Consider the following 23,445-nt stretch of genomic DNA (forward strand, 5'->3'; position numbering starts at 1 on the left):
GCCCGTCAGTTCAGGTGCTCGACGGCGGCACTGCCGATCCGGTGGTCGACGATCGAGGCGGCCGCGCCGGAGACGCCCAGCCCGCCGATCACGGCGCCGCCGACCCGGATGACGATCCCACCGCCGTTGGGTACCAGCGCATGCGAGTCGGTGGCCTGCGGGCCGCCGAACAACGGCTGCCCCGCCGCGTCGGTCGCGGTCATGTGCACGGTGTCGAACCCGAGCGCGATGGCCGCCTCCGCCTTGCGTTTCGCCGCCTCCCCGGTGCCCTGGGTAGCGCCGTCCATCCGTGCGAATGCCACCAGCTCACCACCGGTCTCGACCACCGCGAGCGAAACCACCACGCCCGCCTCACCTGCTGCCTTTCGCGCCGCGGCGATCACCGATTCGGCCAGGTCCAGAGAAATCCCCACGACCCCATCGTCCCCCACCCGCGCCACACCGGTGGTGAAGAAATCGTTCGAAGCCGAGCCGAGTTGTCGGCAGAATGCCCGGCCATGGAGCGGACATTCGAAGCGCTGCTGGCGGAAGCGGAGTCGGCGCCGGTGGCGGGTTGGGACTTCTCCTGGCTGGACGGGCGGGCTACCGAACAGCGACCGTCCTGGGGCTATCAGCGCTCGATGAGCGCGCGGCTCGCGACCGCGACGGCCGCACTGGACATCCAGACCGGCGGCGGTGAAGTCCTCGCCGAGGCCGCGGTGTTTCCGCCGACGATGGTCGCCACCGAATCGTGGCCGCCGAACATCGCCAAGGCCACGGCGCTGCTGCACCCCCGGGGCGCGGTGGTGGTCGCCGATGCGGACGAGCCCCCGCTGCCGTTCGCCGACGCGGCGTTCGATCTGGTGACGAGCCGACATCCGGCGACCGTCCAATGGCACGAGATCGCCCGGGTGCTGCGGCCCGGCGGCACCTATTTCGCCCAGCACGTCGGCCCGGCCAGCGTGTTCGAACTGGTCGAATATTTCCTCGGCCCGCAACCCGCGGCCCGGCGCGAGCGCCACCCCGACGACGAGGCCGCGGCGGCCCGGGCGGCGGGGCTCGAGATCGTGGACCAGCGACATGAGCGGCTGCGGATGGAGTTCTACGACATCGGTGCGATCGTCTACTTCCTCCGCAAGGTGATCTGGATCGTCCCCGGCTTCACCGTCGAGGCCCACCGTGACCGTCTCCGCACCCTTCACGAACACATCGAGCGGCGAGGCTCCTTCCTCGCCCACTCCTCCCGCACGCTTATCGAGGCCCGCAAACTGTGAATTTCTCCGCGTCCAGACCCTCGATCGGCATGGGGCACTATGCCCTCGGCCGGGGGATGGGAGCGGAATTCGGGTGGGGGAGGGCGGGAAAGTGGGTGCGGTTCTGGGGGAACGGTGGGGCTGGTGGTGGCGTGGCGAAGGCGGGGCTTCGTGGGGGTGGGGTCGGTTAGGGTTGCCTGGTGATCAAGGTCGTCTACGAGGCGTACCCCCAGCAGGCCGGGCTCGACGAGCCGGCTCCCGGCTACCTGCGCTCCGAGGATCCGCTACAGATTGCCGAGCGGCTCGCGGACGTGGGTTTCCAGACCGGGCATCTGACCGGTGCGCGCTGGACCAAATCGGAACGGAACTACACCTATACGGCCACGGTCGTGGAGTCCGATGGGTCCCGGACCGCCGCGGCTGCCGAGATCAACACGTATCTGAAGGCGACCGAGGTGCAGCAGGACGTCCGCCGCGTCCTGTACGCGTACGTGATCCACCAGGACTGTGGCGACGGACCCGTCAGCCGCGCCGACGCGCTGCGCGTGGCGGGCAGCGAAACGGCGCTCGAGGCACTGATCTACCTGCACCGGCGTTCCGATGATGTCGGCGTCGAGGAGATGCTGCACTCGGGCTTCGACGTCCTGGCCCTGCTGCACGCCGAAAAAGACTTGGGCTTGCGGGAATCCGACTAGGACAATGCCCGGGTGACGATGCGGCGGATTTCGGTGGTGGGGACCTCGGGATCGGGCAAGAGCACGCTGGCGCGGCGGATCTCCCGGCGGCTCGGCATTCCGTATGTGGAGTTGGACGCCGTCCACCATCAAGCGGACTGGACCGCGATGTCGCCGCCCGAGTTCCGGTCCGCGGTCGCGCAGCGGATCGCCGGGGACTCGTGGGTGGTCGACGGCAACTACCACGGCAAACTCGGCGATCTGGTGTGGCGCCGGGCCGATACGGTGATCTGGCTCGACCTGCCCCGGCGGCTGGTCATGAGGCAGATCGTCATGCGGACGCTGGGCCGCGCACTCACCCGCCGCGAACTGTGGAACGGCAATCGGGAGCGCTGGCGGGACATGTTCTCTCGCGACCCGCAACGTTCGGGTGATCCTGTGGGCGTGGCAGTCCCACGGCCGGTATCGCACGCGCTATCTCGCCGCGCAGGCCGACCTCGCCGACCGCGGCGTCGAATTCGTCCGGCTTCCTTCACATCACGCCGCCGCCGCATTCCTCGACCGGCTCGGCTAGCGCCCGTTCACCGCTCGAGCAGGAACTCCTTGGCCGCGTCGAGGATCTCCTGTGACAGCTCGTCACCGGCGGTGGCGCGGGAGAGCAGAAGGGCGCCCGCCATCACCGACAACTCGACGAGGACCGCGCGATCGTCGGCGGGGTGTTCGCCGTATTCGGCGAGCTTGCCCAGCATGTTGCGGATGCCGTCGAGATAGGCCGCGCGCAGCGGGCTGTCCGACCCCGCGCGCCCGATATCCCCGGCCAAGGCGGCGATCCCGCACCCGCGCCCGGCGGCATCGCGGTGCGCGGCCGACAGGTACCGGCCGATGAACGCGCGCCGGGCCGCCGCACCGTCCGCGCTGTCCCCCGGATCTCGTCCATTTCGCGAATCTTCTCGGTGTAGGCGGCCGTGCACGCCTGCGCGATCAAATCCTCCTTCGAGTCGAAGTGCCGGTAGAAGCCGCCGTGTGTCAGCCCGGCGGCCGCCATCACCTCGGGCACGGTCACCGCGGCCGTGCCGCGTTCCCGCACCCGCGCGGCGGCCGCGTCGAGGACCTGCCTGCGGTGCGACTCCGCCTGTGCCCGAGTCGTTCTCGGCACGTTTACCCCTTCCGTCGGTCCGTCGCGCGCCCGCTGCGCGCGATCGGCCCTTCCAGTCTTGCGCATCCCGTTAGATGATGAGCATAATCTAAAAATCCACTACGACGCGGAAGAGATGACACATGAGCACAATCGAGGGCGCGGTCGCGCTGGTGACGGGCGGTCAGCGCGGACTCGGGCAGGCATTCGTCGACGAACTGCTGCGCCGCGGCGCCGCCAAGGTCTACGCGACCGCGCGGGCGCCCAAGCCCGCCGACGATCCACGGGTCGAGTCGTTCGCGCTGGATGTCACCGATCCGGCCGCCGTCACGGCCGCGGCGGCGCTGGCGCACGACGTCGAGATCGTCGTCAACAATGCGGGCGTGCTGCATCCGGCGCCGCTGCTGACGGCCGAAATGGCCGATGTGGTAGCCACTTTCGAGACCAACGTCTTCGGCCCGCTGCGGGTCGCCCAGGCGTTCGCGCCGGTGCTGGCGGCCCATGGCGGCGGTGCGCTGGTGGATATCCATTCGGTGTTGTCCTGGGGCGCGGGCGCGGCGGCGTACGGCGCGTCCAAGGCGGCATTCTGGTCGCTCACCAATTCGCTGCGACTGGAACTGGCCGCGCAGGGGACCCAGGTGGTCGGGGTGCATCTCGGCTTCGCCGATACCGATATGGTCCGGCCGCTCGCGGTCGACAAGATCGACCCGAGCCAGGTGGCCGCGGCGGTCTTCGACGGTGTCGAGGCCGGTGACACCGAGGTCCTGGTGGACGAGGTGACCCGGCTGGTGAAGGCGGCACTGGCCGGGCCGGTCGAGAATCTCACGCTCCCGATTCCCCGCTGAGACTGTCGCGCAACGGATTACGGAAAGACGAGAGGGCACTCCGATGCCGCTGTGGCATATCTATCATCCCGCGAACACGTACTCGGACAAGGACAAACAGGATTTCGCCGCGGACATCACCGAGTTCTACACCGGCTTCGGACTGCCCGCGTTCTACGTGGTCGTCCTGTTCGAGGAGGTCGCGGAGTCCGCGTTCTACGTCGGCGGACAGCCCGCGGCCGATACGGTGCGGATCGTCGTGGAACACTTGGCGCGTCACCTCGACGACCCGGAGCTGCGCAAACGCTCGACCGCGCGGCTCAACGCCATCATGGAGCCCTACACGCGAGAACGCGGACTGCACTGGGAGTTCCACACCTACGAGTCGCCACGCGACCTCTGGATGATCGCGGGGCTCGTTCCGCCCGGACCCGGCACCGAAGCCGAAAAGGCTTGGGCCCGAACGAACAAGCCCGCTCCGTACTGAGCGCGGCTACCGTACGGCCGCGACCTCCGCTGCCGGCCGATCGGTGGTCGCGCCGCGCGGCTCCGGCCGCAGACCCGCGAGCGCGGCGAGAACCGTTGCGGCACAAGCGCCCGCGCCCACCCAGAACGCGATGCTGAACTGCCCCTCCGCGGGCAGCGGCAGGTGGGGGAGCAGCTTCGCGGTCAGCAGGGTCGTGATGACGGCGCTGCCCAGCGAACTGCCGACCGTCCGGGAGATGGAGTTGATCCCGTTGGCGATGCCGCTCTGATGCTGCGGCACCGCACCCGCGATGAGCGCGGGCATGGCGGCGTAGGCGAGGCTGATCGCCACGCCGACGACCACACCGCCCCCGATCACCGACGCGGCGGCGGAGTGGGCGAGAGCCAGCCAGGCGAATCCGGCGACGCCGACCAGTCCGGCGAGCACGAGCACCGGTCGGCCGCCCAGCCGGCCGACCAGGATGCCGCCGACCGGCGCCGCCACCATCGAGGCCAGCGCGGTCGGCAGCAGATACTCCACCGACGCCCGCAGGATCGAGGCCTCGAAGCCGTACCCGGTGAGATGCTCTGGCATCTGGGCCAGATACGAAATGCCCATGAACAGCAGGAACATCGCGAAGCCGACGAACATGCCGGCCAGGTTGGTGAACAGCACCGGGCGATGGGTGAACATCCGCAGATCCACCAGCGGCGCCGCCACCGTCCGCTCGACGACCACCCACGCCACGGCGAGCGCGGCCGACGCGGCGAGGCACCCCAGCGTCGCGGCCGACGTCCAGCCCCACTCGTGACCCTGGGAGATCGGCAGGAGCAGCAGGATCAGGAATCCGCCCAGGGTGATCGCGCCGGGCAGGTCCACGCTGCCCGGATGCCGCACGCCGGTGGCCGGCACCGCGACCGCGGCCGCGAGCAGCGCGAGCACCGACAGCCCGGCGGTGAACCAGAACACGACGTGGTAATCCGGATCGCCGCCCTTGGTCAGCAGTCCGGTGACGACCAGCCCGAGGCCGCCGCCGAAGCCGAGCGTGCCGCTCACGATGGCCATCGCGTGGTGCAGCCGGGCGGCCGGAACCTCCTCGCGCAGCATCGCCAGCGCCAGCGGGAAGATCGCCGTCGCGACGCCCTGCAGCGTCCGTCCGACCAGCAGCGTGCCGAGCGAGCCGGCCAGTGCGGAGACGGCCGAGCCGACCGCGGCCACCACCAGCACGCCCAGCAGCGTGGGCTTCTTGCCGTACAGGTCGCCGACGCGACCAAGCAGTGGCGTGCACACGGCCGCCGACAGCAGCGTCGCGGTGGTCACCCAGCTCACCGAGGTCGTCGAGATGCCGAGGTCGGTGGCGATCAGGCCGAGGATCGGCACGGCCTGGGTCTGCATCACCGTCACGATCATCGTCGCGAAGGCCAGGATGCCGGTCAGCAGCGAGCCGTTGCGTTCCGCCACGGACACCTCCAGAAGCTTGAAGCAGGATATGTTTGAAGTCTTCAAGTATCTAAGGGTTCAAAGATCGTGGTTGTCAATCGCGGCGGTAGGATCGGCGCTATGACACCGGGCACAACGCAGAGTGCGCTCGCGGTGCTGATCTCGCGATTCGTGTCCGCGTACCTGCACGACTTCCTCACCGCGGCGGAGGGCCACGGGCTGACGCTGACGCAGGCGAAGCTGCTGCTGGCGCTCAACGAGCCACCGGCCGAACTCCCCATGCGGGTGCTGGCCGGTCGGCTGGCGTGCGACCCGTCGAATCTGACCGGGGTCGCCGACCGGATGGAGTCGCGCGGACTGGTCCGGCGCACGGTCAATCCGTCCGATCGCCGGGTGAAGTACCTGGCCGCGACGGACGCGGGCCGCGAACTGGCCGAGCGGATTCGCGGCTCACAGGTGCGCGCGTACAAGGCGCTCGCCGAGCTGTCGCCGGCGGAGGAGCGGCTGCTCGAGGGCATGCTGGAGCGCCTCGTGCCCAAGCTGGAGGCGGAGGCGGACTAGTCGCTCAGGCGGTGAAACGTCCTGTGGCCAAGGCGTTGTCGCGGTGCCGGTCGGGGAAGCCCGGCCCCAGTCGCGAGGACACCTCGCCGTGCCGCAGCGGCTCGCGGCAGTGGGCGCAGACCACCTCGGCGTGCGTGTCGTGGTCGCAGCTCTCGTGGTGCAGGACCACCGGCGGGCCCGCCTCGGGCGCGACCCAGCGGTCGCCCCAGCGCATCACGGCCAGCAGCACGGGGAAGAAGTCCCGGCCCTTGTCGGTGAGCCGGTACTCGTAGCGGGCCGGGCGTTCCTGATAGCGGACGCGCTCCAGCATGTCCTCCTCGACCAGCCGGGTCAGGCGCTGGGTGAGGACGTTGCGGCTCAAGCCCAGGACTCGTTCGAAGTCGTCGAAACGCGTTGTGCCGTAATAGGCCTCGCGCAGCACCAGGGGCGTCCACCAGTCGCCGATCAGGTCGACGGTGCGGGCGACGGAGCAGGGCCAGTTCGCGAAGGTCGTGCGCTTCATGCGGGTACCGTATCGAGCCGGGCGGGGACGTACTTGTGCCACGGCGTGCCGACCCATTCGTCGCGAGAGTCGTACTCGGTCAGCTCGTTCGGAGCCGCGCCGCTGGTGAGCACCGTGCCGTCGGCGTCGAATACGGTGAGTCCCAAGCCGTTCGGCAGGGCGAGGTGACCGGAGCGCATCCGGTCGGTGGGTTCCACGGGCACCTCGGTGCTGCCGCGGCGCGTGGTGACGCGCACGAGATCACCGGCGGACAGGCCGAGTCGCTGCGCGTCGGCCGTGCTGATGCGCAGCGCGCCGCCGTCGTCGCGTTTGCGCCAGCTCGGGTCGCGCATGATCGTGTTGGCCGTGAAGGCACGGCGTTCACCGGCGGCCAGGACGAACGGCCACTCCTGCTCGGCGCGCGGCTCCGGGAGATCGGCCACGACCGCGAGCAGTTCGGGGATGTTCAGCGTAATCCTGCCGTCCCGCAGGCGATTCCAGGTCTCCTCGACGGTGTCGTCGGTGATGACCACGCCGTGCTTCCCGGTCAGGATCGCCTCGAACAGGCGCTCCCCGGCCGCCAGGCCGGTGCCGTATCCGGCGCGCTCGACGCCCGTCGGATTCTTGCGCGCGCAGTTGTAGGCGGCGGCCCACAGCAGCGCGGCCGCGTCGGCGCCGTCGGGGAGGGTGGGGCCCAGCGTCCGATACAGCAGTACCGGTGCGAGTTTGGCCTTGCGCCGGTCGGCGAGGATGCCCAGGAAGGCCATGGCGAACGCCTCGCGGCCCTGGGCGAGCGCTGCTCGCAGCGGGGCGTAATCGTCCTCGGTCAGCGCACCGGACGCCTCGACGAGACGGGCGTGGATCTCCGGTTCCGGCAGCACATTCGGCGGTGCGGGCAGTATCGGATGCCGTAGCTGGAAGATGTTGCGCGGGAACTCGAAGTTGAAGAACGTCGCCTCGTACTTCTCGAACTGGGTTGGCGCCGGGAGTATGTAGTCGGCCAGCCGCGCGGTCTCGGTCATCGCGATGTCGATCACGACGACCAGGTCCAGGGTGGCCAGCGCCTCTCGCATCCGCGCCGAATCCGCCAGCGAATGCGCGGGATTGGCGCTCTCCACCACCATGGCGCGATACCGGGCCGGATGATCGGTGAGGATCTCCTCGCTGATCACGTTGCACGGCACCAGGCCACTGACGATCCGCGCGCCGGCCACGGGGCTGCGCGGCCCGGCGTCGGCGGGATGGCCGCGGTCGTGCCCGAGCGCGACGAGGCCCGAGAAGGCGTACTGGGTACCGGGTTTGCCGAGATTCCCGGTGAGCAGCCACACCAGTTTCTCGACGTAACTGACCACCGTCGAGTAGCGGTTCATCTGGACACCGAGGTCCTCCAAGGCGGCGACGGACTCGGCGCGGGCGATGCGGCGCGTCGCGGCCGTCACCAGCTCGAGGTCGACATCGGCGATGGCACAGTACTTTTCGATGGGCACCGTGCGCAGCACGGCGAGCACCTCCTCGACGCCGTCGGCGTGCTCGGCCAGCCAGTCGTGCGCGATCAGATCGTCGCGCAGCAGGATCGCGGCCATCGCGGTGAGCAGGTAGACGTCGGTGCCGGGGCGCAGTTGGAGGTGGAACTCGGCCAGCTCGGCGGTCTCCGTGCGCACCGGGTCGAGCACGACGATGGAGCGGCCCGGGTCGCGGGCGATCTCCTTCAGCACCGCGCGAGCGCGCGGGAAGCCGTGCGACTGATACGGATTCTTGCCGACGAACAGGGCGACCTCGGCGTGCTCGACATCCGCGCGCACCGGGTGCCCGGCCATGCGCGCGCCCACCCAGAAGTCGCCGGTCTTCTCCTGCGCCAGCGCGCTGGAGCGGTAGCGCATGCCGTAGGCGGCCATGGTCGCCGGGGCGTAGCCGCCGCCCAGATGATTGCCCTGGCCGCCACCACCGTAGTAGAAGAGGGACTCGCCGCCGTGTTCTGCGCCGATCCGGAGCATCCGCTCGGAGATCTCGGAAATCGCGGTGTCCCAGTCGATTTCCTCGAAGGAGCCGTCCGGTCGGCGGCGCAGCGGCGCGGTCAGGCGACCGGTGCGGCCGTTCTGGTAGTGGTCCAGCTGGAGTGCCTTGTTGCAGGTGTAGCCCGCGGAGGCGGGGTGCAGTTTGTCGCCGCGGATCTTCTCGAAGGAACGGCCGTCGGGTCCGACCAGGACCTGAATGCCGCAGTTGCACTCGCAGAGGATGCACGCGGTGGGCTGCCACTCGGTCATGGAGGGAGCGTACGCCGGTAAGTTCACAAACGCTACCCACTGAATAGAGGCCCGGTCCGACTCAGCGGTCGGCCAGCAGCAGCGCGGTGTCGCCGAACTCGTGCCACAGGTAGCCGGTGTCCAATGCCGTGCGATAGGCGGCGGCGACCGTATCGGCCCCGGCTACGGCCTCGAGGAGGTCGAGGTGTGAGGCGCCGGGCTCGTGCCAGCCGGTGATCAGTCCGTCCACCGCGCGGGCCGGGTGTGCCGCGCCGAGGACCAGATCCGTCCAGCCGCTGCGGGGGCGTACCCGGCCGTCGGGGTCGGTGGCCGATTCCACGGCCCGGGTGACCGTGGTGCCGACGGCGATGACGCGGCCACCGGTCGCGTGTGTCGAATTCACCAGTCGCGCGGTACTTTCCGGGACCGAGAAGCGCTCGGGGCTCGGTGGCTCACCGGCTTCGGGAGAGGAGACGCCGGCGTGCAGGGTGATGGGGGCGAGCTGGATGCCCGTCGTGACCAAGTCGGTCACCAGACGGTCGGTGAACGGCCGACCGGCGCTGGGCATTTCGGCGCTGCCGGGTTCGCGGCCGAACGCGGTGCGGTAGTAGTCCGGTGACCAGCGCTGTCGCACATAGGAATACGTGATCGGGCGCCCATGGCGCGCCAGCAGCCGGAGGATGTCGGTGTCCGGGTCGGCGATCCACAGTCGGCGGGCCGGTGGCAGCCACGGTGCGCGCAGTACGGCCCGCGCGCCCGGAAGATCCAGGCGGTCACCGGGTTCCGGATCGGCGCCGGTGAACGGCACGCCCTCGGGTGACCGCAATTCGATGACCCAGCCGCCGTCGTCGAGTGCGCCGGCGAAGTGCGCGACGACGGGGCGGCCTTGATAGCGGGCGTCGACGGCGGCGGCCAGGGTCGCCGAATTGTTCACCACGACAAGGTCTCCCGCGCGCAGGAAACGCGGCAGTTCGCGGAACCGCGCGTGCGTCAGGCCGTTGCCGTCGGCGACCAGCATGCGCACCAGATCGCGGGCGATACCGCGGGCCTCGGGCGGCGCGGTGGCAGCCCGCTCGGCGGGGACCGTGAAGTCTCGCAGCGCCACAGTCATCGCGCCACCGCCAGATCGGAGGCCACGTATCGCCCGCTCGGCGGCCGGGTGTCGATCAGGCGCAGCAGGGCCGGGACGACCGTGTCGGGCTCCGGGCGGTCGGAGATGTCCTCGCCGGGGAATGCCGCCTGGTGCATGGCGGTGCGCATATCGCCCGGGTCGAAGCTGTAGACGTGCAGGTCCGGATGCTCGGCGGCGAAGGTCGCGGTGAGGTGGTCCAGCGCCGCCTTCGACGCGCCGTAGCCGCCCCAGCCCGGGTAGGCGTTGACCGCGGCGTCGGAGCTGATATCGACCACGATGCCGTCGGTAGCGCGCAGTCGCGGCAACGCCGATTGCAGGATCGCCAGCGGCGCAACCACATTGGTGTGCAGCACGGTGGCGAACTCGGCGAGTGGATAGTCGGCCAGGCGTGGCATCGGGCTGGGGCCGAGCGCGCTCGCGTTGTTCACCACCAGGTCCAGCCGATCCAGTTCGCCGAGGACGGTGGCGAGGCGGGCGCGATGGGCGGGGTCGGCGACGTCGCCGGCGATCGCGATGGCGCCGGTCGCGTCACGGACGCGGACGAGCGGGTCGAGGCGGCGGGCGGTGAGGACGAGGTCCCACCCGCGTGCGGCCAGTGCCAGCGCCGTCGCGCGGCCGAGACCCGCGGAGGCTCCCGTGACGAGAGCGGTCTTAGGAGGGTTCATGACTCCATCGTTGGACCTGAACCATACTTCAGGTCAAGGAGGTCGATGAGTTTCCGGGCGTCGCGCAGTCCTTACAGGTGACCGTCGACCACGACCGAGGAGCGACCATGACCTACACCTTCAAGCCCGGCGACCCCACGTGGGTGGATCTGTTCACCACCGATCCGGACGGCGCCATCGCCTTCTACGGCGAGTTGTTCGGCTGGGCCGCCGAGCGCGGCGGTCCGGAATTCGGCGGGTACATCTCCTTCACCAAGGACGGGCGGGCCGTCGCGGGGGCGATGCACAACGACGGCAGTTCGGGCGGGCCCGACCAGTGGACCGTCTATCTGAACAGCTCGGACGCGCAGGCCACGGTCGACGCCGCGGCCGCGAACGGCGGGCAGGTGGTGCTGCCGCCGATGGACGTGGCGGATCTGGGCCGCATGGCGGTCGTCGGCGATCCGGGCGGCGCCGGGATCGGCGTCTGGCAGCCGGGCACGCACCGCGGATTCGGTGCGCTCGGGACCGTGAGCGACGGCCGCTGGAGCGAGCACGTCGGTATCCCGTCGTGGTTCGAGCTGCACACCTCCGCCTATTCGGCGGCGCTCGAGTTCTACCGCGCGGCGTTCGGCTGGCAGGATCCGTTCACGATCTCCGACGCTGCCGAATTCCGCTACACCACAATCCATTCCACCACTCCGATGCTCGGCGGGGTGATGGACACCTCGGTGTTCCTGCCGGTCGAGGTGCCGGGCGGCTGGCACGTCTACTTCGGCGCCGACGATGTCGATGCCGCCGTCAAGACGGTGCTCGACCTCGGCGGTGCGGTGGTGCAGGAGCCCGAGGACACCCCGTACGGGCGGATGGCCGCCGTGACCGACCCCACCGGGGCGGGATTCCGCTTGGGCGGCAACAAGTCCTGAGCCGCGGGTATCCGGCCGTCAGGTGCGCGCGGCCGGGCCGGGTCCCGACGGGGCCTCCGCGAAGGCCGCTCGAGCGGCCGCGAGCGCCGCCGCGCGATCGGAGTCGACCAAGCCGATGCGGGTGCGGCGGTCCAGCAGGTCGTCCTCGTGCAGCGCGCCCTCGTGAGTGACCGAATAGGCGAATTCGGCTCGCAACACGTCTATTCCGGGTGCCACGGGCTCGGCGAGCGCCGGATTCTCCCGGGCCGATCGGAGAATCTCCGCGGCCGCGGCGCCGTACCGTTCGATCAGCACCGGCGGCGCGGCGAGACGGTCGCGAGTCGCACCGGACACCGCTCCTACCAACGGGATCCGCTTGGTGACGCAGGGGGAGGCAGGCAATCCGGCGGCGGCCACCGCGGCGTCGACGGCGTCCTCGGCCATCTTGCGGTAGGTGGTGAGTTTGCCGCCGACGACGGTGATCGGCCCGCCGGGGGAGTGCAGCACCGCGTGCTCGCGGGAGATGTCGGCGGTACTGTCGCCGGAGGTGCGCAGCAGCGGGCGCAGACCCGCGAATCGGCCCCGGATATCGCTGCGGTGCAAGGGCTCTCGCAATACCGTGTTGACGGTGTCGAGCAGGAAATCGATCTCCGCGTCGGAGGGTTCCGGTTCGTCGGGGACCGGTCCGGGGGCGTCCTCGTCGGTGAGTCCGAGGTACACGCGTTGGTGCGCGGCCGGGAAGGCGAAGACGAAACGGCTGGTGCTGCCCGGGATCGGCACGGTCAGCGAGGCGCTCAGGCCGCCGAACGCGGCCGCGTCGAACACCAGGTGGGTGCCGCGGCTGGGGCGCAGCTCGATGCTCGGATCGACCTGGTCCGCCCAGACGCCGGTGGCATTGACAACCGAACGGGCTCGGACGGTGAGGGTTTCGCCGGTCGAGGCGTCGTGCAGGACGGCCGAGTCGCCCGTGACCTGTTGCGCCCGAACGCGAGTCAGTACGGACGCGCCGTAGGCGGCGGCGGTGCGGGCGATCGTGATCACCAGTCGGGCGTCGTCCACCAGCTGGCCGTCCCAGGCGAGCAGGCCGCCGCGTAAACCGTTGCGGCGCAGCGTCGGAGCCAGTCGCAGGGCCTCGGCGGCGGCTATCCGCCGCGACCGGGGGAGTACCGCCGCGGGCGTGCCGGCGCTGCGCCGCAATACATCACCCGCCGCGAGCCCGGCCCGCACCAGCGCCCGCTGCGCCGCGCCGACCTCCGGCAGCAACGGCACCACCTGCGGGAGGGCCCGGGTGAGATGCGGCGCGGTGGTGGTGAGCAGCACGTCGCGCTCCACCGCGCTCTCGTGCGCGATCCCGACGCCGCCGCTCGCGAGGTACCGCAACCCGCCGTGCACCAGCTTCGAACTCCACCGGCTCGTACCGAAGGCCAGATCATGCTGCTCCACCAGCACGGTCCGCAGCCCCCGGCTCGCCGCGTCCAGCGCCGCCCCGACACCGGTGATCCCGCCCCCGATCACCAGCACATCCACGACCCCGCCGTCCCCGAGCGCCCGCAGCTCCCGCTCCCGCCGCCCGGCGTTCAGCGCCGAATCTCCGAAACCCGCTGCGGTCCTGTGCATCCCATCGCTCCGATCACTCATGCGAGGCGCTCGGCGCCGTCGGGGATCAGGTAGCCGTCGATGGCGCGGGCCAGTTCGGCGTCGAGGTGGTCGGCGTCGAGGAGATCGCCGACCGTGCCCGCGGACTGCACCGCGGACTGGCTGATCAGCAGGAGCATGGTGGCCAGTTCATCGGGGTCGCCGTCGCGGATCGAGCCGTCTCGGTGGCCCTCCCGGATCACCGCGGCGAACAGCAGGATCAGCTCGTGCTGGTTGCGCCCGAGGCGGCCGAACACGTAGGTCAGCATCAGGTCGGTGTCGGTGCGGAAGATCTTGGCGAACAACCGGTTCGAGCGCAGCATGGCCGCGCCCGCCACCACGCCCTCCACCAGCCGGGCTCGCGCGGTGCCGCGCGCGGGCATCGTCTTGCCGACGATGCCCCGCATTTCGCGCACCAGTAGTTCCGCGATCAGGGAGCGGGTGTCGGGCCAGCGCCGGTACACCGTGGGCCGGCTGACCCCGGCGCGCCGCGCGACCTCGGACAGCGTGGTGCGGCGTACGCCGAACTCCTCGACGCAGGCGCGACCCGCGTCGAGGATCGCCACGTCGATGGCGGACAGTTCGTCGGCGCCGGTGATGTCGATCGCGTGCATGGCAGTGCCACCTTCGTTACTGCTTGACATTCTATGTCAGACTGTAACGCATGACGGACACGCAGCACGAGCAAACTTCGTCGCGAATGCCGGGCGAGTCTGCGCCGCGCCCGAGTATGGTGTGGGACGCCTGGGGCATTCCGGCTGGTCATGCGCCACTTCCGGAGCGGATTCGGACTCTGCTGGCGCAGGTGTTCGGGGTGTCCGGGGAGCCGGTGGCTCATCGCGATGAGGGCGATGTGCCGCTCCGCGACTCGACGTTGACAGCGGCGGGTCTCGCGGGGTTGTCCGCGGTGGTCGGCGTCGATCACGTCTCGGTCGACCACCGGGACCGGCTCCTGCACGCCGGTGGCAAGAGCACGCCCGATCTGCTGCGCCGTCGCGCGGACGGTCCGCAGAACGCTCCCGACGCCGTCGTCTACCCCGCCGATCACGAGCAGGTGGTAGCGGTGCTCGCGCAATGCGCCGCACAGGGTTTCGCCGTGGTGCCGTTCGGCGGCGGCACCAGCGTGGTGGGTGGCGTGGACCCGGTGCGCGACCGCTTCGACGCCGTGATCGCCCTCGACCTGCGGCGGCTCGATACGGTGAGCGAGGTCGACCCGGTGAGTGGCACCGCCACCCTGGGCGCGGGGCTCACCGGTCCCCAGGCGGAGAAAATCCTTGGGGAGCATGGTCTTTCGCTCGGGCATTTCCCGCAGAGCTTCGAGTTCGCCAGCATCGGCGGCTTCGCCGCGACCCGTTCGTCGGGGCAGGCGTCGGCGGGCTACGGTCGCTTCGACGACATGATCCAGCGGATGCTGATCGCCACCCCCGGCGGCTCCCTTGCCCTCGGCCGCGCTCCCGCCTCGGCGGCCGGACCCGATCTGCGCGAGCTGTTCGCCGGATCGGAGGGCACGCTCGGCGTGATCACGGCGGTTACCCTGCGAGTGCATCCGATTCCGGAAACCGTTGCGTACCAGGCCTGGTCGTTCCCGGACTTCGCCACCGGCGCGGCCGCGCTGCGTACCGTGGTGCAGGCCGGGGCGGCGCCCACCGTGCTGCGGCTCTCCGACGAGGCCGAGACCGGGCTCAACCTGGCGCGCTCGGGCGATGTCGGCGGCGAGTCCGTGACGGGATGCCTGGCGATCACCACGTTCGAGGGCAGTGCGGCGCATGTCGCGGCGCGCACCGCCGAGGCGACGGCGCTGCTCGCCACGGCCGGTGGCGCCGCGCTCGGCGAACAGCCCGCCCGGGAGTGGGAGCGCGGCCGGTTCGCGGCGCCATATCTGCGCGACGCCCTGCTGGACGTCGGAATCCTCTGCGAGACTTTGGAAACCGCGACGAGCTGGTCGAATCTGTCGCGGCTGAAGGCCGAGGTGACCGCGGCGCTCAGCGACTCGCTGTCGGCTCAGGGCACTCCGGCGCTGGTGATGTGCCACATCTCGCACACCTACCCGACCGGGGCGTCGCTGTATTTCACCGTGGTGGCCAAGCAGCTCGACGATCCGATCGGACAGTGGCTGCGGGCCAAGCGCGCGGCGGGCGATGCCATCGCGGCCGCCGCCGGGACCATCACCCATCACCACGCCGTCGGCACGGACCATCGCCCGTGGTTGCCCGCGGAGATCGGCGATCTCGGGATCGAGGTGCTGCGCGCGGTCAAGGCGGCGGTCGACCCGGTCGGCATCCTCAATCCCGGCAAGCTCATCCCGTGAGCGAGCTCGACCGCGCCGAGTCGTCCGTAGCATTCTCCGGGCGGATGTCGGCTGACGTCCGTGAGTACGGCGAGAGGTCGGAACGGTGAGCGGCATCCGGTCGGTCCTGTTGGTCACGAACCCGCTGTCCGGGCAGGGCCGGGGTGTTTCGGCGGCGGCGTCCGCGCGGGCGCGGTTCGCCGAACGTGGCGTCGAGGTAGTCGAGGTGCACGGTGGGACCGCCGCGGAATCGGTCGAGCTGGTCCGTGCGGCCGTGACCGAGGGCACGACCCCGGACGCCGTGGTGTGCGCCGGGGGCGACGGCCTGGTGTGCCTGGCGCTGCAGGCGATCGCGGGCAGCGGTGTTCCGCTGGGGTTGGTGCCGGGCGGTACCGGTAACGATCTGGCGCGGGAGCTGGGCGTTCCCGACGACGTGGCGGCGGCCGTCGACATCGTCCTGGCCGGAAACCTTCGCTCGATAGACCTCGGGGAGATCGACTCCGCCACGGTGACGGCCGAATACGGCGGGCCGCTGCGCTTCGCCACGATCACCGGCACCGGCTTCGATGCCCGGGTCACCTTGCGCGCCAATCGAATGCGGCGGCCGAAGGGGTCGCTGCGCTATACCGTCGCCGCGCTCGCAGAACTCACCGGCGGCTTGGCGGTGCCGTACCGCATCGAATTGTCGGGCGTGCCAGGGGAAACCGATACCGTGGTGGAGACCCCCGCGGTGATGGTGGCGGTCGGCAACGGCCGGACCTACGGGGGTGGCATGCTGATCTGCCCCGACGCGCGGCTCGACGACGGCCTCCTGGACCTCACCGTGGTCGGCGCCATGTCCCGCCGCGACATGCTCCGCATGCTCCCCGCCCTGTCCTCGGGCAAGCGCATCGACCACCCCGCCGTCACCCAATACCGCGCGGCGACAATAACTTTGACCGCCCCGTCCGCCCCCGCCACCGCGGACGGCGAACCGGCAGGCGTCCTCCCGGCCACGTTCCGCGCCCTACCCGCCGCACAGCCGGTCCTCGTCCCCTGACCGAGCCCTTTCGTGCCGCAGTACACGGCGGTGTGCTCAAGCGTCGAAGGAGATCACCTGCACGCCTGAGATTGTCGCCCGGTCGACGATCACCACGGATGCGGGGACGGGATGTGGTGCGGTACCGGCGATTACTCGTTCGACCAGGCGGTGCCAGCGGGCGTTGTGCAGGGCGAAGCTGATCCGGCTCACCCGGCGTCCGCGTACCCGCTGGCCGTCGCGGGCCGCGCCGGGCGGAACGTCGATCATCACGATGTGTACCTCGCGGCCGCTGTGCCTGGCCCACGTCGTGATCATCCGATGTACCCAGCGGCGGGTTCCGCAGTCGTGCACGACAACCGGGCTGTCGGCCTCGCGCAGTGCGCGCCGGATCCGGCCGTAGTGGGTGATGTGCACGATCGGCAGCCACAGCGCGTACGGCAAGCGGCCCAGGCGCAGCCGCCACCAGTTGCGTGATTGCTGGGAGTCCACCAGGGTCGCGCCCCGGCGGACGACCGCCTCCACGGTGTCGTCGACACTGCCGAACAACTGCCGCAGCGCCGTACTCTTGCCCGCCCCCGGCACGCCCGTGAACAGCAGCGCAGCCGTTGCCGGATAACGTAATTCGGCGACGGTGCGGCCGCGGAGATCCGAGACGGCCGCCGGGGTCACTACGCGGGGGTCGGGTGCCGGATCGCGCCCGGCGTCCAGGGGAGGGTTCACCCACTCCAGGGTCCCGCCTCGAAATCCGTTCGGCAACAGGGAAGACCCTGATACCTGCCCCGAAATCGCCGGTGCCGGAAGATCTCAGTGTGTCCGCGGCCGCGCCCGCAGATGGATCCGCTCGCCCTGCTTGCCGAAGATGCTCAGGATCTCCACCGGCCCGGGCCCGGCGCTGCCGAACCAATGCGGCTGCCGGGTATCGAATTCCGCGGCCTCGCCCGGACCCAGCTCGAGATCGTGCGCGCCGAGCAACAGGCGCAGGCGGCCCGACAGCACGTACAGCCATTCGTGCCCGTCGTGCACCTTCGGTTCCGGCACGGGTTCGTCGGCGGGAATGGTGATCTTGTAAGCCTGGATCGCGCCGGGCCGCCGGGTGAGCGGCAGGATCGTGCGCCCGGCGACCCGGCGAGCCGTGCCCTGCACCCGCGGATCGGTGAAACGCGGCAGGGCGACGAGATCATCGACGGTCACCTCGTGCGCGTGCGCGATCGGCAACAGCAGTTCCAGGCTCGGCCGCCGCTGTCCGGACTCCAGCCGCGACAGCGTGCTCTTGGAGATGCCGGTGGCCGCCGCGAGTTCGGTCAGCGTGACACCGCGCCGGGTGCGCAGCATGCGCAGGCGCGGGCCGACATCGGCGAGGGCGGCGTCGAGGGCGGGATTGCCGGTCATGCTCCCGATCCTCCGCGCCTTCCCGGAAACGGCAAATCTCTTTGCCGTTTCCGCACCGATCCGGCACCGTCGCGACTATGAGTGAGACGAGATACGACGTGGTGATCGTGGGCCGCGGGGCGGCCGGACTGTCGGCGGCGCTGATGCTGGGCCGCTCGCGGCGGCGGGTGGCGGTGGTCGACGCCGGGCAGCCGCGCAACGCGCCGGCCGAGCACATGCAGGGCTTCCTGTCTCGCGACGGCATGCCGCCGTCGGAACTGCTCGCCGCCGGGCGCCGCGAGGTCGCCGGGTACGGGGTGGAGCTGATCGATGACCGGGTGGTCGCCGCCGGGGCCGGGCCCGACTTCACCGTCCGGCTCGCCGGCGGGCGGGCGTTGCGGGCCCGCCGGGTACTGGTCGCGACCGGCCTGCGCGACGAGCTGCCGGACCTGCCGGGCGTGCGGGAACGCTGGGGCCGCGATGTGCTGCACTGTCCGTACTGTCACGGCTACGAGGTCTCCGATCGGCCCTTCGGCCTGATCGGCGGGACCGAGCCCGGCGCGGTCGCCCGCGCGGTGCACCTGGCCCTGCTGCTCCCGCAGTGGTCCGGCGACCTGGTCTTCTTCCCGCACACCATGACGCTGACCGCCGAGCAGCGCCGTCGCATCACCGGCCGCGGCGTGCGGATCGTCGAGGGCAAGGTGGCCGGGCTGGTCGTCGAGGACGACCGGGTGCGCGGCGTGCGGCTGGCCGACGGCGAGGTGGTGCCGCGCTCGGTGGTGTTCGTCGCGCCGACCTTCGTCCCGGACAACACCGTGCTGTCGGCGCTCGGCTGTGCGCTGGACGCCGAGGGCTGGGTGGCCGCCGACGCGTCGGGCCGCACCTCGGTCCCGGGTGTGTGGGTGGCGGGCAATGTGGCCGATCCCCGGGCGCAGGTGATTACCGCGGCGGGCGCGGCGTCGGCGGCGGCCATGGCGATCAACGCGGATCTGGTCGAGGCCGACGTTTCGCTCGTTTCCTGAGTCGTTCCCAAGTGGCAAACATGCACCAACGCAACGGATTCGGGCAAAACCTGAGAATTGCATATGGATAGTGCGACCACGCCGGAATCGGCGGTAATCTGAATCTTGTGGGCGGGGTTTCCGGCGTCCCTCATCCGCCGAAAACCCCGCCCTTCGGGTATTCGGCCCCCCTCCTTAGAATCGCACGGTGACCAGCACAGCCTCTGAGAACTCACGTAATCGTGCCGATGCCCTCCCCAAAAGCTGGAATCCCGGCGAGGTGGAGGCCGAGCTGTACGAGCGCTGGGTAGCCGCTGGTTACTTCACCGCCCGCGCCGACAGCGACAAGCCGCCCTACTCGATCGTGCTGCCGCCGCCGAACGTCACCGGCAATCTGCACATGGGCCACGCGTTCGACCACACCCTCATGGACCTGCTCACCCGCCGCAAGCGCATGCAGGGGTACGAGGTGCTGTGGCTGCCCGGCATGGACCACGCCGGCATCGCCACCCAGACCATCGTGGAGAAGCAGCTGGCCGTCGACGGCAAGACCAAGCAGGACTTCGGCCGCGAGCTGTTCATCGACAAGGTCTGGGACTGGAAGCGCGAGTCCGGCGGGGCCATCCAGGGTCAGATGCGCCGCCTCGGCGACGGCGTCGACTGGAGCCGCGACCGCTTCACCATGGACGACGGCCTGTCCCGCGCCGTGCAGACGATCTTCAAGCGGCTGTTCGACGCCGGTCTGATCTACCGCGCCGAGCGACTGGTGAACTGGTCGCCGGAACTGCGCACCGCCATCTCCGATATCGAGGTCAACTACAAGGACGTCGAGGGCGAGCTGGTGTCGCTGCGCTACGGCTCCCTGAACGACGACGAGCCGCACGTGATCGTGGCCACCACCCGGGTGGAGACGATGCTCGGCGACACCGCCGTGGCCGTGCACCCCGACGACGAGCGGTACCGGTCGCTGATCGGCGCCACCCTCTACCACCCCATCACGGGACGGCAGATCCCGATCGTCGCCGACGACTACGTCGACCCCGAATTCGGTTCCGGCGCAGTGAAGATCACGCCGGCGCACGACCCCAACGACTTCGAGATCGGTCTGCGCCATCAGCTCCCGATGCCGACCATCATGGACGAATCCGGCCGAATTACCGGCACCGGAACGGAATTCGACGGGATGAACCGGTTCGAGGCGCGGCAGAAGGTGCGCGAGCGGCTGGCCGAGGAGGGCCGCGTCGTCGCCGAGAAGCGCCCGTACGTGCACAGTGTCGGCCATTCCGAGCGCAGCGGCGAGCCGATCGAGCCGCGGTTGTCGATGCAGTGGTGGGTGAAGGTGGAGTCGCTGGCCAAGGCCGCCGGGGACGCGGTTCGCCACGGCGACACCGTGATTCACCCGCCCAGCCAGGAACCGCGCTGGTTCGCCTGGGTGGACGACATGCACGACTGGTGCATCTCGCGGCAGTTGTGGTGGGGTCACCGCATCCCGATCTGGTACGGCCCCGAGGGCGAGATCATCTGCGTCGGACCGGACGAGCAGGCGCCCGAGGGTTACGTGCAGGACCCGGACGTGCTCGACACCTGGTTCTCCTCCGGGCTGTGGCCGTTCTCCACGATGGGCTGGCCCGACGCCACCCCCGAGCTGGCGAAGTTCTATCCCACCAGCGTGCTCGTCACCGGCTACGACATCCTGTTCTTCTGGGTCGCCCGGATGATGATGTTCGGCACGTTCGTCGCCGACGACCCGGCCGTCACCGCGGGCAAGCAGCCGGGTGCGGCGCCGGTGCCGTTCCGGGATGTCTTCCTGCACGGCCTGATTCGCGACGAGCAGGGGCGCAAGTACTCCAAGTCGAAGGGCATCGGCATCGATCCGCTGGACTGGATCGACGAATACGGCGCCGACGCCACGCGATTCACCCTGGCGCGCGGCGCGCAGCCCGGCAGCGACCTGTCGGTCGGCCCGGCACACGTGCAGGCCTCCCGCAACTTCATCACCAAGCTGTTCAACGCGACGAAGTTCGCGCTCATGAACGGCGCCGTCCCGGAGCCGATCCCGGGCCGTGACACCCTCACCGACGCCGATCGCTGGATCCTGGATCGGCTGGAAGAGGTTCGCGCCGAGACGGATTCGGCGTTCGACCGCTACGAGTTCGGCAAGGCGTGCGAGGCGCTGTACCACTTCGCCTGGGACGAACTCTGCGACTGGTACCTGGAGCTGGCCAAGGTGCAGTTCGCCGAGTCGGAGGAGCGGGCCGCGTCCACCCGCGTCGTGCTGGGCAGCGTGCTGGACGCGCTGCTGCGCATGCTGCATCCGGTCATCCCGTTCGTCACCGAGACGCTGTGGCAGGGCCTCACCGGCGGCGAGTCGGTCGTGATCGCGCAGTGGCCGCAGTCCGCCGGCGTCGCCGCCGACCCGGTCGCCGCCCGCCGGATCGCCGACGCGCAGAAGCTCATCACCGAGATCCGCCGCTTCCGCAGCGACCAGGGTCTCACCGACAAGCAGAAGGTGGCCGCACAGCTGGTCGGTATCGAGACCGCCGACCTGACCGGCCTGCGCGCGGAGATCGCCGCGCTGGCCCGTCTCACCGAGCCCGGCGACGGCTTCTCGGCCACGGCCTCCGTCGAGGTGCGGCTGTCCGGCAGTACCGTGACGGTGGAACTGGATACCTCCGGCACGGTCGACCTGGACGCCGAGCGCCGCCGGTTGGAGAAGGATCTCGCGGCCGCGCAGAAGGAACTGGCGAGCACCACCGCCAAGCTCGGCAACGAGGCATTCCTGGCCAAGGCGCCCGATCAGGTCGTCGCCAAGATCCGCGGCCGCAGGGAGGTCGCGGAATCCGAGGTGGCGCGGATCGGGGCGCGGCTCGACGAGATCGCGGCGCGCAAGTGAGAAGTCATGACACACAAGGGAAAGCAATGAAGGGAGCGGTGTGAACGACGAACCGGAGCGGCAGCGCGGCGGCGCCGAACGCCTGCATTCGGGACCGTCTCCGGTGGATCTCGCCGAGATGGCGCTGGTCGAGGCCGAACTCGACCAGCGCTGGGGCGAAACCAAGATCGAACCCACGCTGACCCGCATCGCCACGCTGCTGGATGTGCTGGGCTCGCCGCAGCACGGCTACCCCGCCATCCAGGTCGCGGGCACCAACGGCAAGACCTCGGTCACCCGGATGATCGACGCGTTGCTCACCGCGATGCACCGGCGCACCGGCCGGTTCACCAGCCCGCACCTGCAGCTGGCGACCGAGCGCATCGCCATCGACAACCAGCCGATCAGCCCGGCCCGCTATGTCGAGCTGTATCGCGAGTTGCAGCCCTACCTCGAGATGATCGATCAGCAGTCGCAAGACGCCGGTGGGCCGCGGATGAGCAAGTTCGAGGTGCTCGTCGGCATGGCCTACGCCGCGTTCGCGGAGGCTCCGGTCGATGTCGCGGTGATCGAGACCGGCATGGGCGGCACCTGGGACGCCACCAATGTCGTGGACGGCCAGGTCGCGGTCGTCACCCCGATCGGGCTGGACCACACCGATTATCTGGGCCCGGATCTCACCTCCATCGCGGGGGAGAAGGCCGGAATCATCAAGAAGGCGCCCGAGGATCCGCTGGTGCCGCGCGAGACCGTCGCCGTCATCGCCGAGCAGGATCCCGAGGCGATGGACGTGCTGCTGCGCCGGGCCGTGACGGCCGACGCGGCCGTGGCCCGTGCGGGCGCGGAGTTCCGGCTGTTGTCGCGGCGCGTCGCCGTCGGCGGCCAGGTGCTCGAGATCCAGGGTCTGGGCGGGGTGTACGACGAGATCTTCCTGCCCCTGCACGGGGAGCATCAGGCGCACAACGCGGCGCTGGCGCTGGCGGCGGTGGAGGCGTTCTTCGGCGCGGGCGCGCAGCGGCAACTCGATATCGACACGGTGCGAGCCGGATTCGCGGCCGCGGTGAGTCCCGGCCGGATGGAACGGATGCGCAGCGCGCCCACCATCTTCATCGACGCCGCGCACAATCCGGCCGGCGCCCGGGCGCTGGCGGCGACACTGACCAGCGAGTTCGATTTCCGGAAGCTGGTCGGCGTGGTCGCGGTGCTGTCCGACAAGGACGCCGCGGGCATCCTGGCCGCGCTGGAGCCGGTGCTCGACCAGATCGTGGTGACCACCAACGGTTCTCCGCGCGCCCTCGCCGCCGACGATCTGGCCGATCTGGCGGTACAGCGCTTCGGCGACGAACGCGTCGTCACCGCCACCACACTCACCGACGCCGTCGAAACCGCGATCGCGATCGCGGAGGAGTCCGCCGAATCCGGCGAACCGGTGTCCGGCGCGGGCATCGTGGTCACCGGCTCGGTCGTCACCGCCGGTGCGGCCCGCTCCCTGTTCGGAAAGGACCCCGTATGAGGCAGGCGCAG

At 70.3% G+C, this 23,445-nt stretch carries 23 protein-coding genes and 1 pseudogene; 12 read left to right on the top strand and 12 right to left on the bottom strand.

Translation table 11 applies throughout. From position 1 onward, the window contains the following. Nucleotides 1–5: 5 nt before the first annotated feature. On the bottom strand, nt 6–413 hold the full coding sequence (locus ACFMRZ_RS30725) for a heme-binding protein (RefSeq protein ID WP_400181749.1): 408 nt from the start codon (nt 411–413) through the stop codon (nt 6–8). Nucleotides 414–497: 84 nt separating this feature from the next. Between ACFMRZ_RS30725 and ACFMRZ_RS30730 the strand changes: the two genes are divergently transcribed. The 3 genes from ACFMRZ_RS30730 (at nt 498) to ACFMRZ_RS30740 (ending at nt 2,480) form a co-directional block, all read left to right on the top strand. Further along, nucleotides 498–1,253: a class I SAM-dependent methyltransferase gene (locus ACFMRZ_RS30730; RefSeq protein WP_400181750.1), complete on the top strand. Its 756-nt coding sequence runs from the start codon at nt 498–500 to the stop codon at nt 1,251–1,253. Between the two features lie 179 nt (nt 1,254–1,432). Continuing rightward, nucleotides 1,433–1,927, top strand: a complete 495-nt coding sequence (locus ACFMRZ_RS30735) for a hypothetical protein (protein ID WP_400181751.1) — start codon at nt 1,433–1,435, stop codon at nt 1,925–1,927. A gap of 409 nt (nt 1,928–2,336) precedes the next feature. Then, the gene (locus ACFMRZ_RS30740) at nt 2,337–2,480 is read left to right on the top strand and encodes a hypothetical protein (RefSeq protein ID WP_400181752.1); all 144 of its coding nucleotides are present in this window, start codon (nt 2,337–2,339) and stop codon (nt 2,478–2,480) included. Between the two features lie 7 nt (nt 2,481–2,487). On the opposite strand, the gene ACFMRZ_RS30745 is transcribed toward ACFMRZ_RS30740, so the two are convergent. Next, nucleotides 2,488–2,877 carry a hypothetical protein gene (locus ACFMRZ_RS30745; protein WP_400183070.1) on the bottom strand — a complete coding sequence of 130 codons (390 nt, stop codon included), beginning with the start codon at nt 2,875–2,877 and terminating at the stop codon, nt 2,488–2,490. 62 nt (nt 2,878–2,939) lie between these two features. Continuing rightward, nucleotides 2,940–3,128, bottom strand: a pseudogene (locus ACFMRZ_RS30750) (hypothetical protein); the annotation flags it as partial. A 56-nt stretch (nt 3,129–3,184) separates the two neighbouring features. Between ACFMRZ_RS30750 and ACFMRZ_RS30755 the strand changes: the two are divergent. Next, nucleotides 3,185–3,886, top strand: a complete 702-nt coding sequence (locus tag ACFMRZ_RS30755) for an SDR family oxidoreductase (RefSeq protein WP_400181753.1) — start codon at nt 3,185–3,187, stop codon at nt 3,884–3,886. Nucleotides 3,887–3,929: 43 nt separating this feature from the next. Then, a complete protein-coding gene (locus ACFMRZ_RS30760) occupies nt 3,930–4,352 on the top strand; it encodes a tautomerase family protein (RefSeq protein ID WP_400181754.1) in 423 nt (140 codons plus the stop codon). Nucleotides 4,353–4,358: 6 nt separating this feature from the next. Here the strand turns inward: ACFMRZ_RS30760 and ACFMRZ_RS30765 are convergent, their stop codons facing one another. Further along, nucleotides 4,359–5,798, bottom strand: coding sequence for an MFS transporter (locus ACFMRZ_RS30765; protein WP_400181755.1), 1,440 nt, complete (start codon nt 5,796–5,798; stop codon nt 4,359–4,361). Between the two features lie 93 nt (nt 5,799–5,891). On the opposite strand from ACFMRZ_RS30765, the gene ACFMRZ_RS30770 reads away from it, so the two are divergent. After that, nucleotides 5,892–6,332 (top strand): MarR family transcriptional regulator, encoded by a 441-nt coding sequence (locus ACFMRZ_RS30770; RefSeq protein ID WP_280363282.1) that lies wholly within the window; start codon nt 5,892–5,894, stop codon nt 6,330–6,332. Between the two features lie 4 nt (nt 6,333–6,336). On the opposite strand, the gene ACFMRZ_RS30775 is transcribed toward ACFMRZ_RS30770, so the two are convergent. The 4 genes from ACFMRZ_RS30775 to ACFMRZ_RS30790 all read right to left on the bottom strand — a co-directional run bounded on the left by ACFMRZ_RS30775 (nt 6,337) and on the right by ACFMRZ_RS30790 (nt 10,853). Further along, nucleotides 6,337–6,834 (bottom strand): winged helix-turn-helix transcriptional regulator, encoded by a 498-nt coding sequence (locus tag ACFMRZ_RS30775; protein ID WP_400181756.1) that lies wholly within the window; start codon nt 6,832–6,834, stop codon nt 6,337–6,339. After that, the gene (locus tag ACFMRZ_RS30780) at nt 6,831–9,077 is read right to left on the bottom strand and encodes a molybdopterin-dependent oxidoreductase (RefSeq protein ID WP_400181757.1); all 2,247 of its coding nucleotides are present in this window, start codon (nt 9,075–9,077) and stop codon (nt 6,831–6,833) included. Before ACFMRZ_RS30780 ends, ACFMRZ_RS30775 begins: the two co-directional genes overlap by 4 nt. Before the next feature lie 61 nt (nt 9,078–9,138). Then, entirely contained in the window at nt 9,139–10,167 is a 1,029-nt protein-coding gene (locus tag ACFMRZ_RS30785) for an S-adenosylmethionine:tRNA ribosyltransferase-isomerase (protein WP_400181758.1), read from the bottom strand. After that, the gene (locus ACFMRZ_RS30790; protein WP_400181759.1) at nt 10,164–10,853 is read right to left on the bottom strand and encodes an SDR family NAD(P)-dependent oxidoreductase; all 690 of its coding nucleotides are present in this window, start codon (nt 10,851–10,853) and stop codon (nt 10,164–10,166) included. The genes ACFMRZ_RS30785 and ACFMRZ_RS30790 overlap by 4 nt, the downstream gene beginning before the upstream one ends. A gap of 107 nt (nt 10,854–10,960) precedes the next feature. On the opposite strand from ACFMRZ_RS30790, the gene ACFMRZ_RS30795 reads away from it, so the two are divergent. Next, the gene (locus ACFMRZ_RS30795; RefSeq protein ID WP_400181760.1) at nt 10,961–11,758 is read left to right on the top strand and encodes a VOC family protein; all 798 of its coding nucleotides are present in this window, start codon (nt 10,961–10,963) and stop codon (nt 11,756–11,758) included. A gap of 18 nt (nt 11,759–11,776) precedes the next feature. Here the strand turns inward: ACFMRZ_RS30795 and ACFMRZ_RS30800 are convergent, their stop codons facing one another. Then, entirely contained in the window at nt 11,777–13,354 is a 1,578-nt protein-coding gene (locus tag ACFMRZ_RS30800; RefSeq protein ID WP_400181761.1) for a glycerol-3-phosphate dehydrogenase/oxidase, read from the bottom strand. 17 nt (nt 13,355–13,371) lie between these two features. Further along, nucleotides 13,372–13,986, bottom strand: coding sequence for a TetR/AcrR family transcriptional regulator (locus tag ACFMRZ_RS30805; RefSeq protein ID WP_400181762.1), 615 nt, complete (start codon nt 13,984–13,986; stop codon nt 13,372–13,374). A gap of 116 nt (nt 13,987–14,102) precedes the next feature. On the opposite strand from ACFMRZ_RS30805, the gene ACFMRZ_RS30810 reads away from it, so the two are divergent. Next, nucleotides 14,103–15,680, top strand: a complete 1,578-nt coding sequence (locus ACFMRZ_RS30810) for an FAD-binding oxidoreductase (RefSeq protein ID WP_400183012.1) — start codon at nt 14,103–14,105, stop codon at nt 15,678–15,680. Between the two features lie 85 nt (nt 15,681–15,765). After that, nucleotides 15,766–16,698, top strand: coding sequence for a YegS/Rv2252/BmrU family lipid kinase (locus ACFMRZ_RS30815; protein WP_400181763.1), 933 nt, complete (start codon nt 15,766–15,768; stop codon nt 16,696–16,698). 36 nt (nt 16,699–16,734) lie between these two features. Here ACFMRZ_RS30815 and ACFMRZ_RS30820 read toward each other — a convergent pair whose 3' ends face one another. Both ACFMRZ_RS30820 and ACFMRZ_RS30825 read right to left on the bottom strand, forming a co-directional pair. Further along, entirely contained in the window at nt 16,735–17,400 is a 666-nt protein-coding gene (locus tag ACFMRZ_RS30820) for an AAA family ATPase (RefSeq protein ID WP_400181764.1), read from the bottom strand. 84 nt (nt 17,401–17,484) lie between these two features. After that, the gene (locus tag ACFMRZ_RS30825; RefSeq protein ID WP_400181765.1) at nt 17,485–18,069 is read right to left on the bottom strand and encodes a helix-turn-helix domain-containing protein; all 585 of its coding nucleotides are present in this window, start codon (nt 18,067–18,069) and stop codon (nt 17,485–17,487) included. 77 nt (nt 18,070–18,146) lie between these two features. Here ACFMRZ_RS30825 and ACFMRZ_RS30830 point away from each other — a divergent pair, with 77 nt between their 5' ends. The 3 genes from ACFMRZ_RS30830 (at nt 18,147) to ACFMRZ_RS30840 (ending at nt 23,434) form a co-directional block, all read left to right on the top strand. Further along, nucleotides 18,147–19,070, top strand: a complete 924-nt coding sequence (locus ACFMRZ_RS30830) for an NAD(P)/FAD-dependent oxidoreductase (RefSeq protein ID WP_400181767.1) — start codon at nt 18,147–18,149, stop codon at nt 19,068–19,070. 187 nt (nt 19,071–19,257) lie between these two features. After that, on the top strand, nt 19,258–21,942 hold the full coding sequence (locus tag ACFMRZ_RS30835) for a valine--tRNA ligase (RefSeq protein ID WP_400181768.1): 2,685 nt from the start codon (nt 19,258–19,260) through the stop codon (nt 21,940–21,942). Between the two features lie 118 nt (nt 21,943–22,060). Beyond that, nucleotides 22,061–23,434 (top strand): folylpolyglutamate synthase/dihydrofolate synthase family protein, encoded by a 1,374-nt coding sequence (locus tag ACFMRZ_RS30840; protein ID WP_280276292.1) that lies wholly within the window; start codon nt 22,061–22,063, stop codon nt 23,432–23,434. Nucleotides 23,435–23,445 lie beyond the last annotated feature (11 nt).

This window comes from Nocardia sp. N2S4-5 (assembly GCF_044628355.1).
GTDB lineage: Bacteria > Actinomycetota > Actinomycetes > Mycobacteriales > Mycobacteriaceae > Nocardia > Nocardia wallacei_B.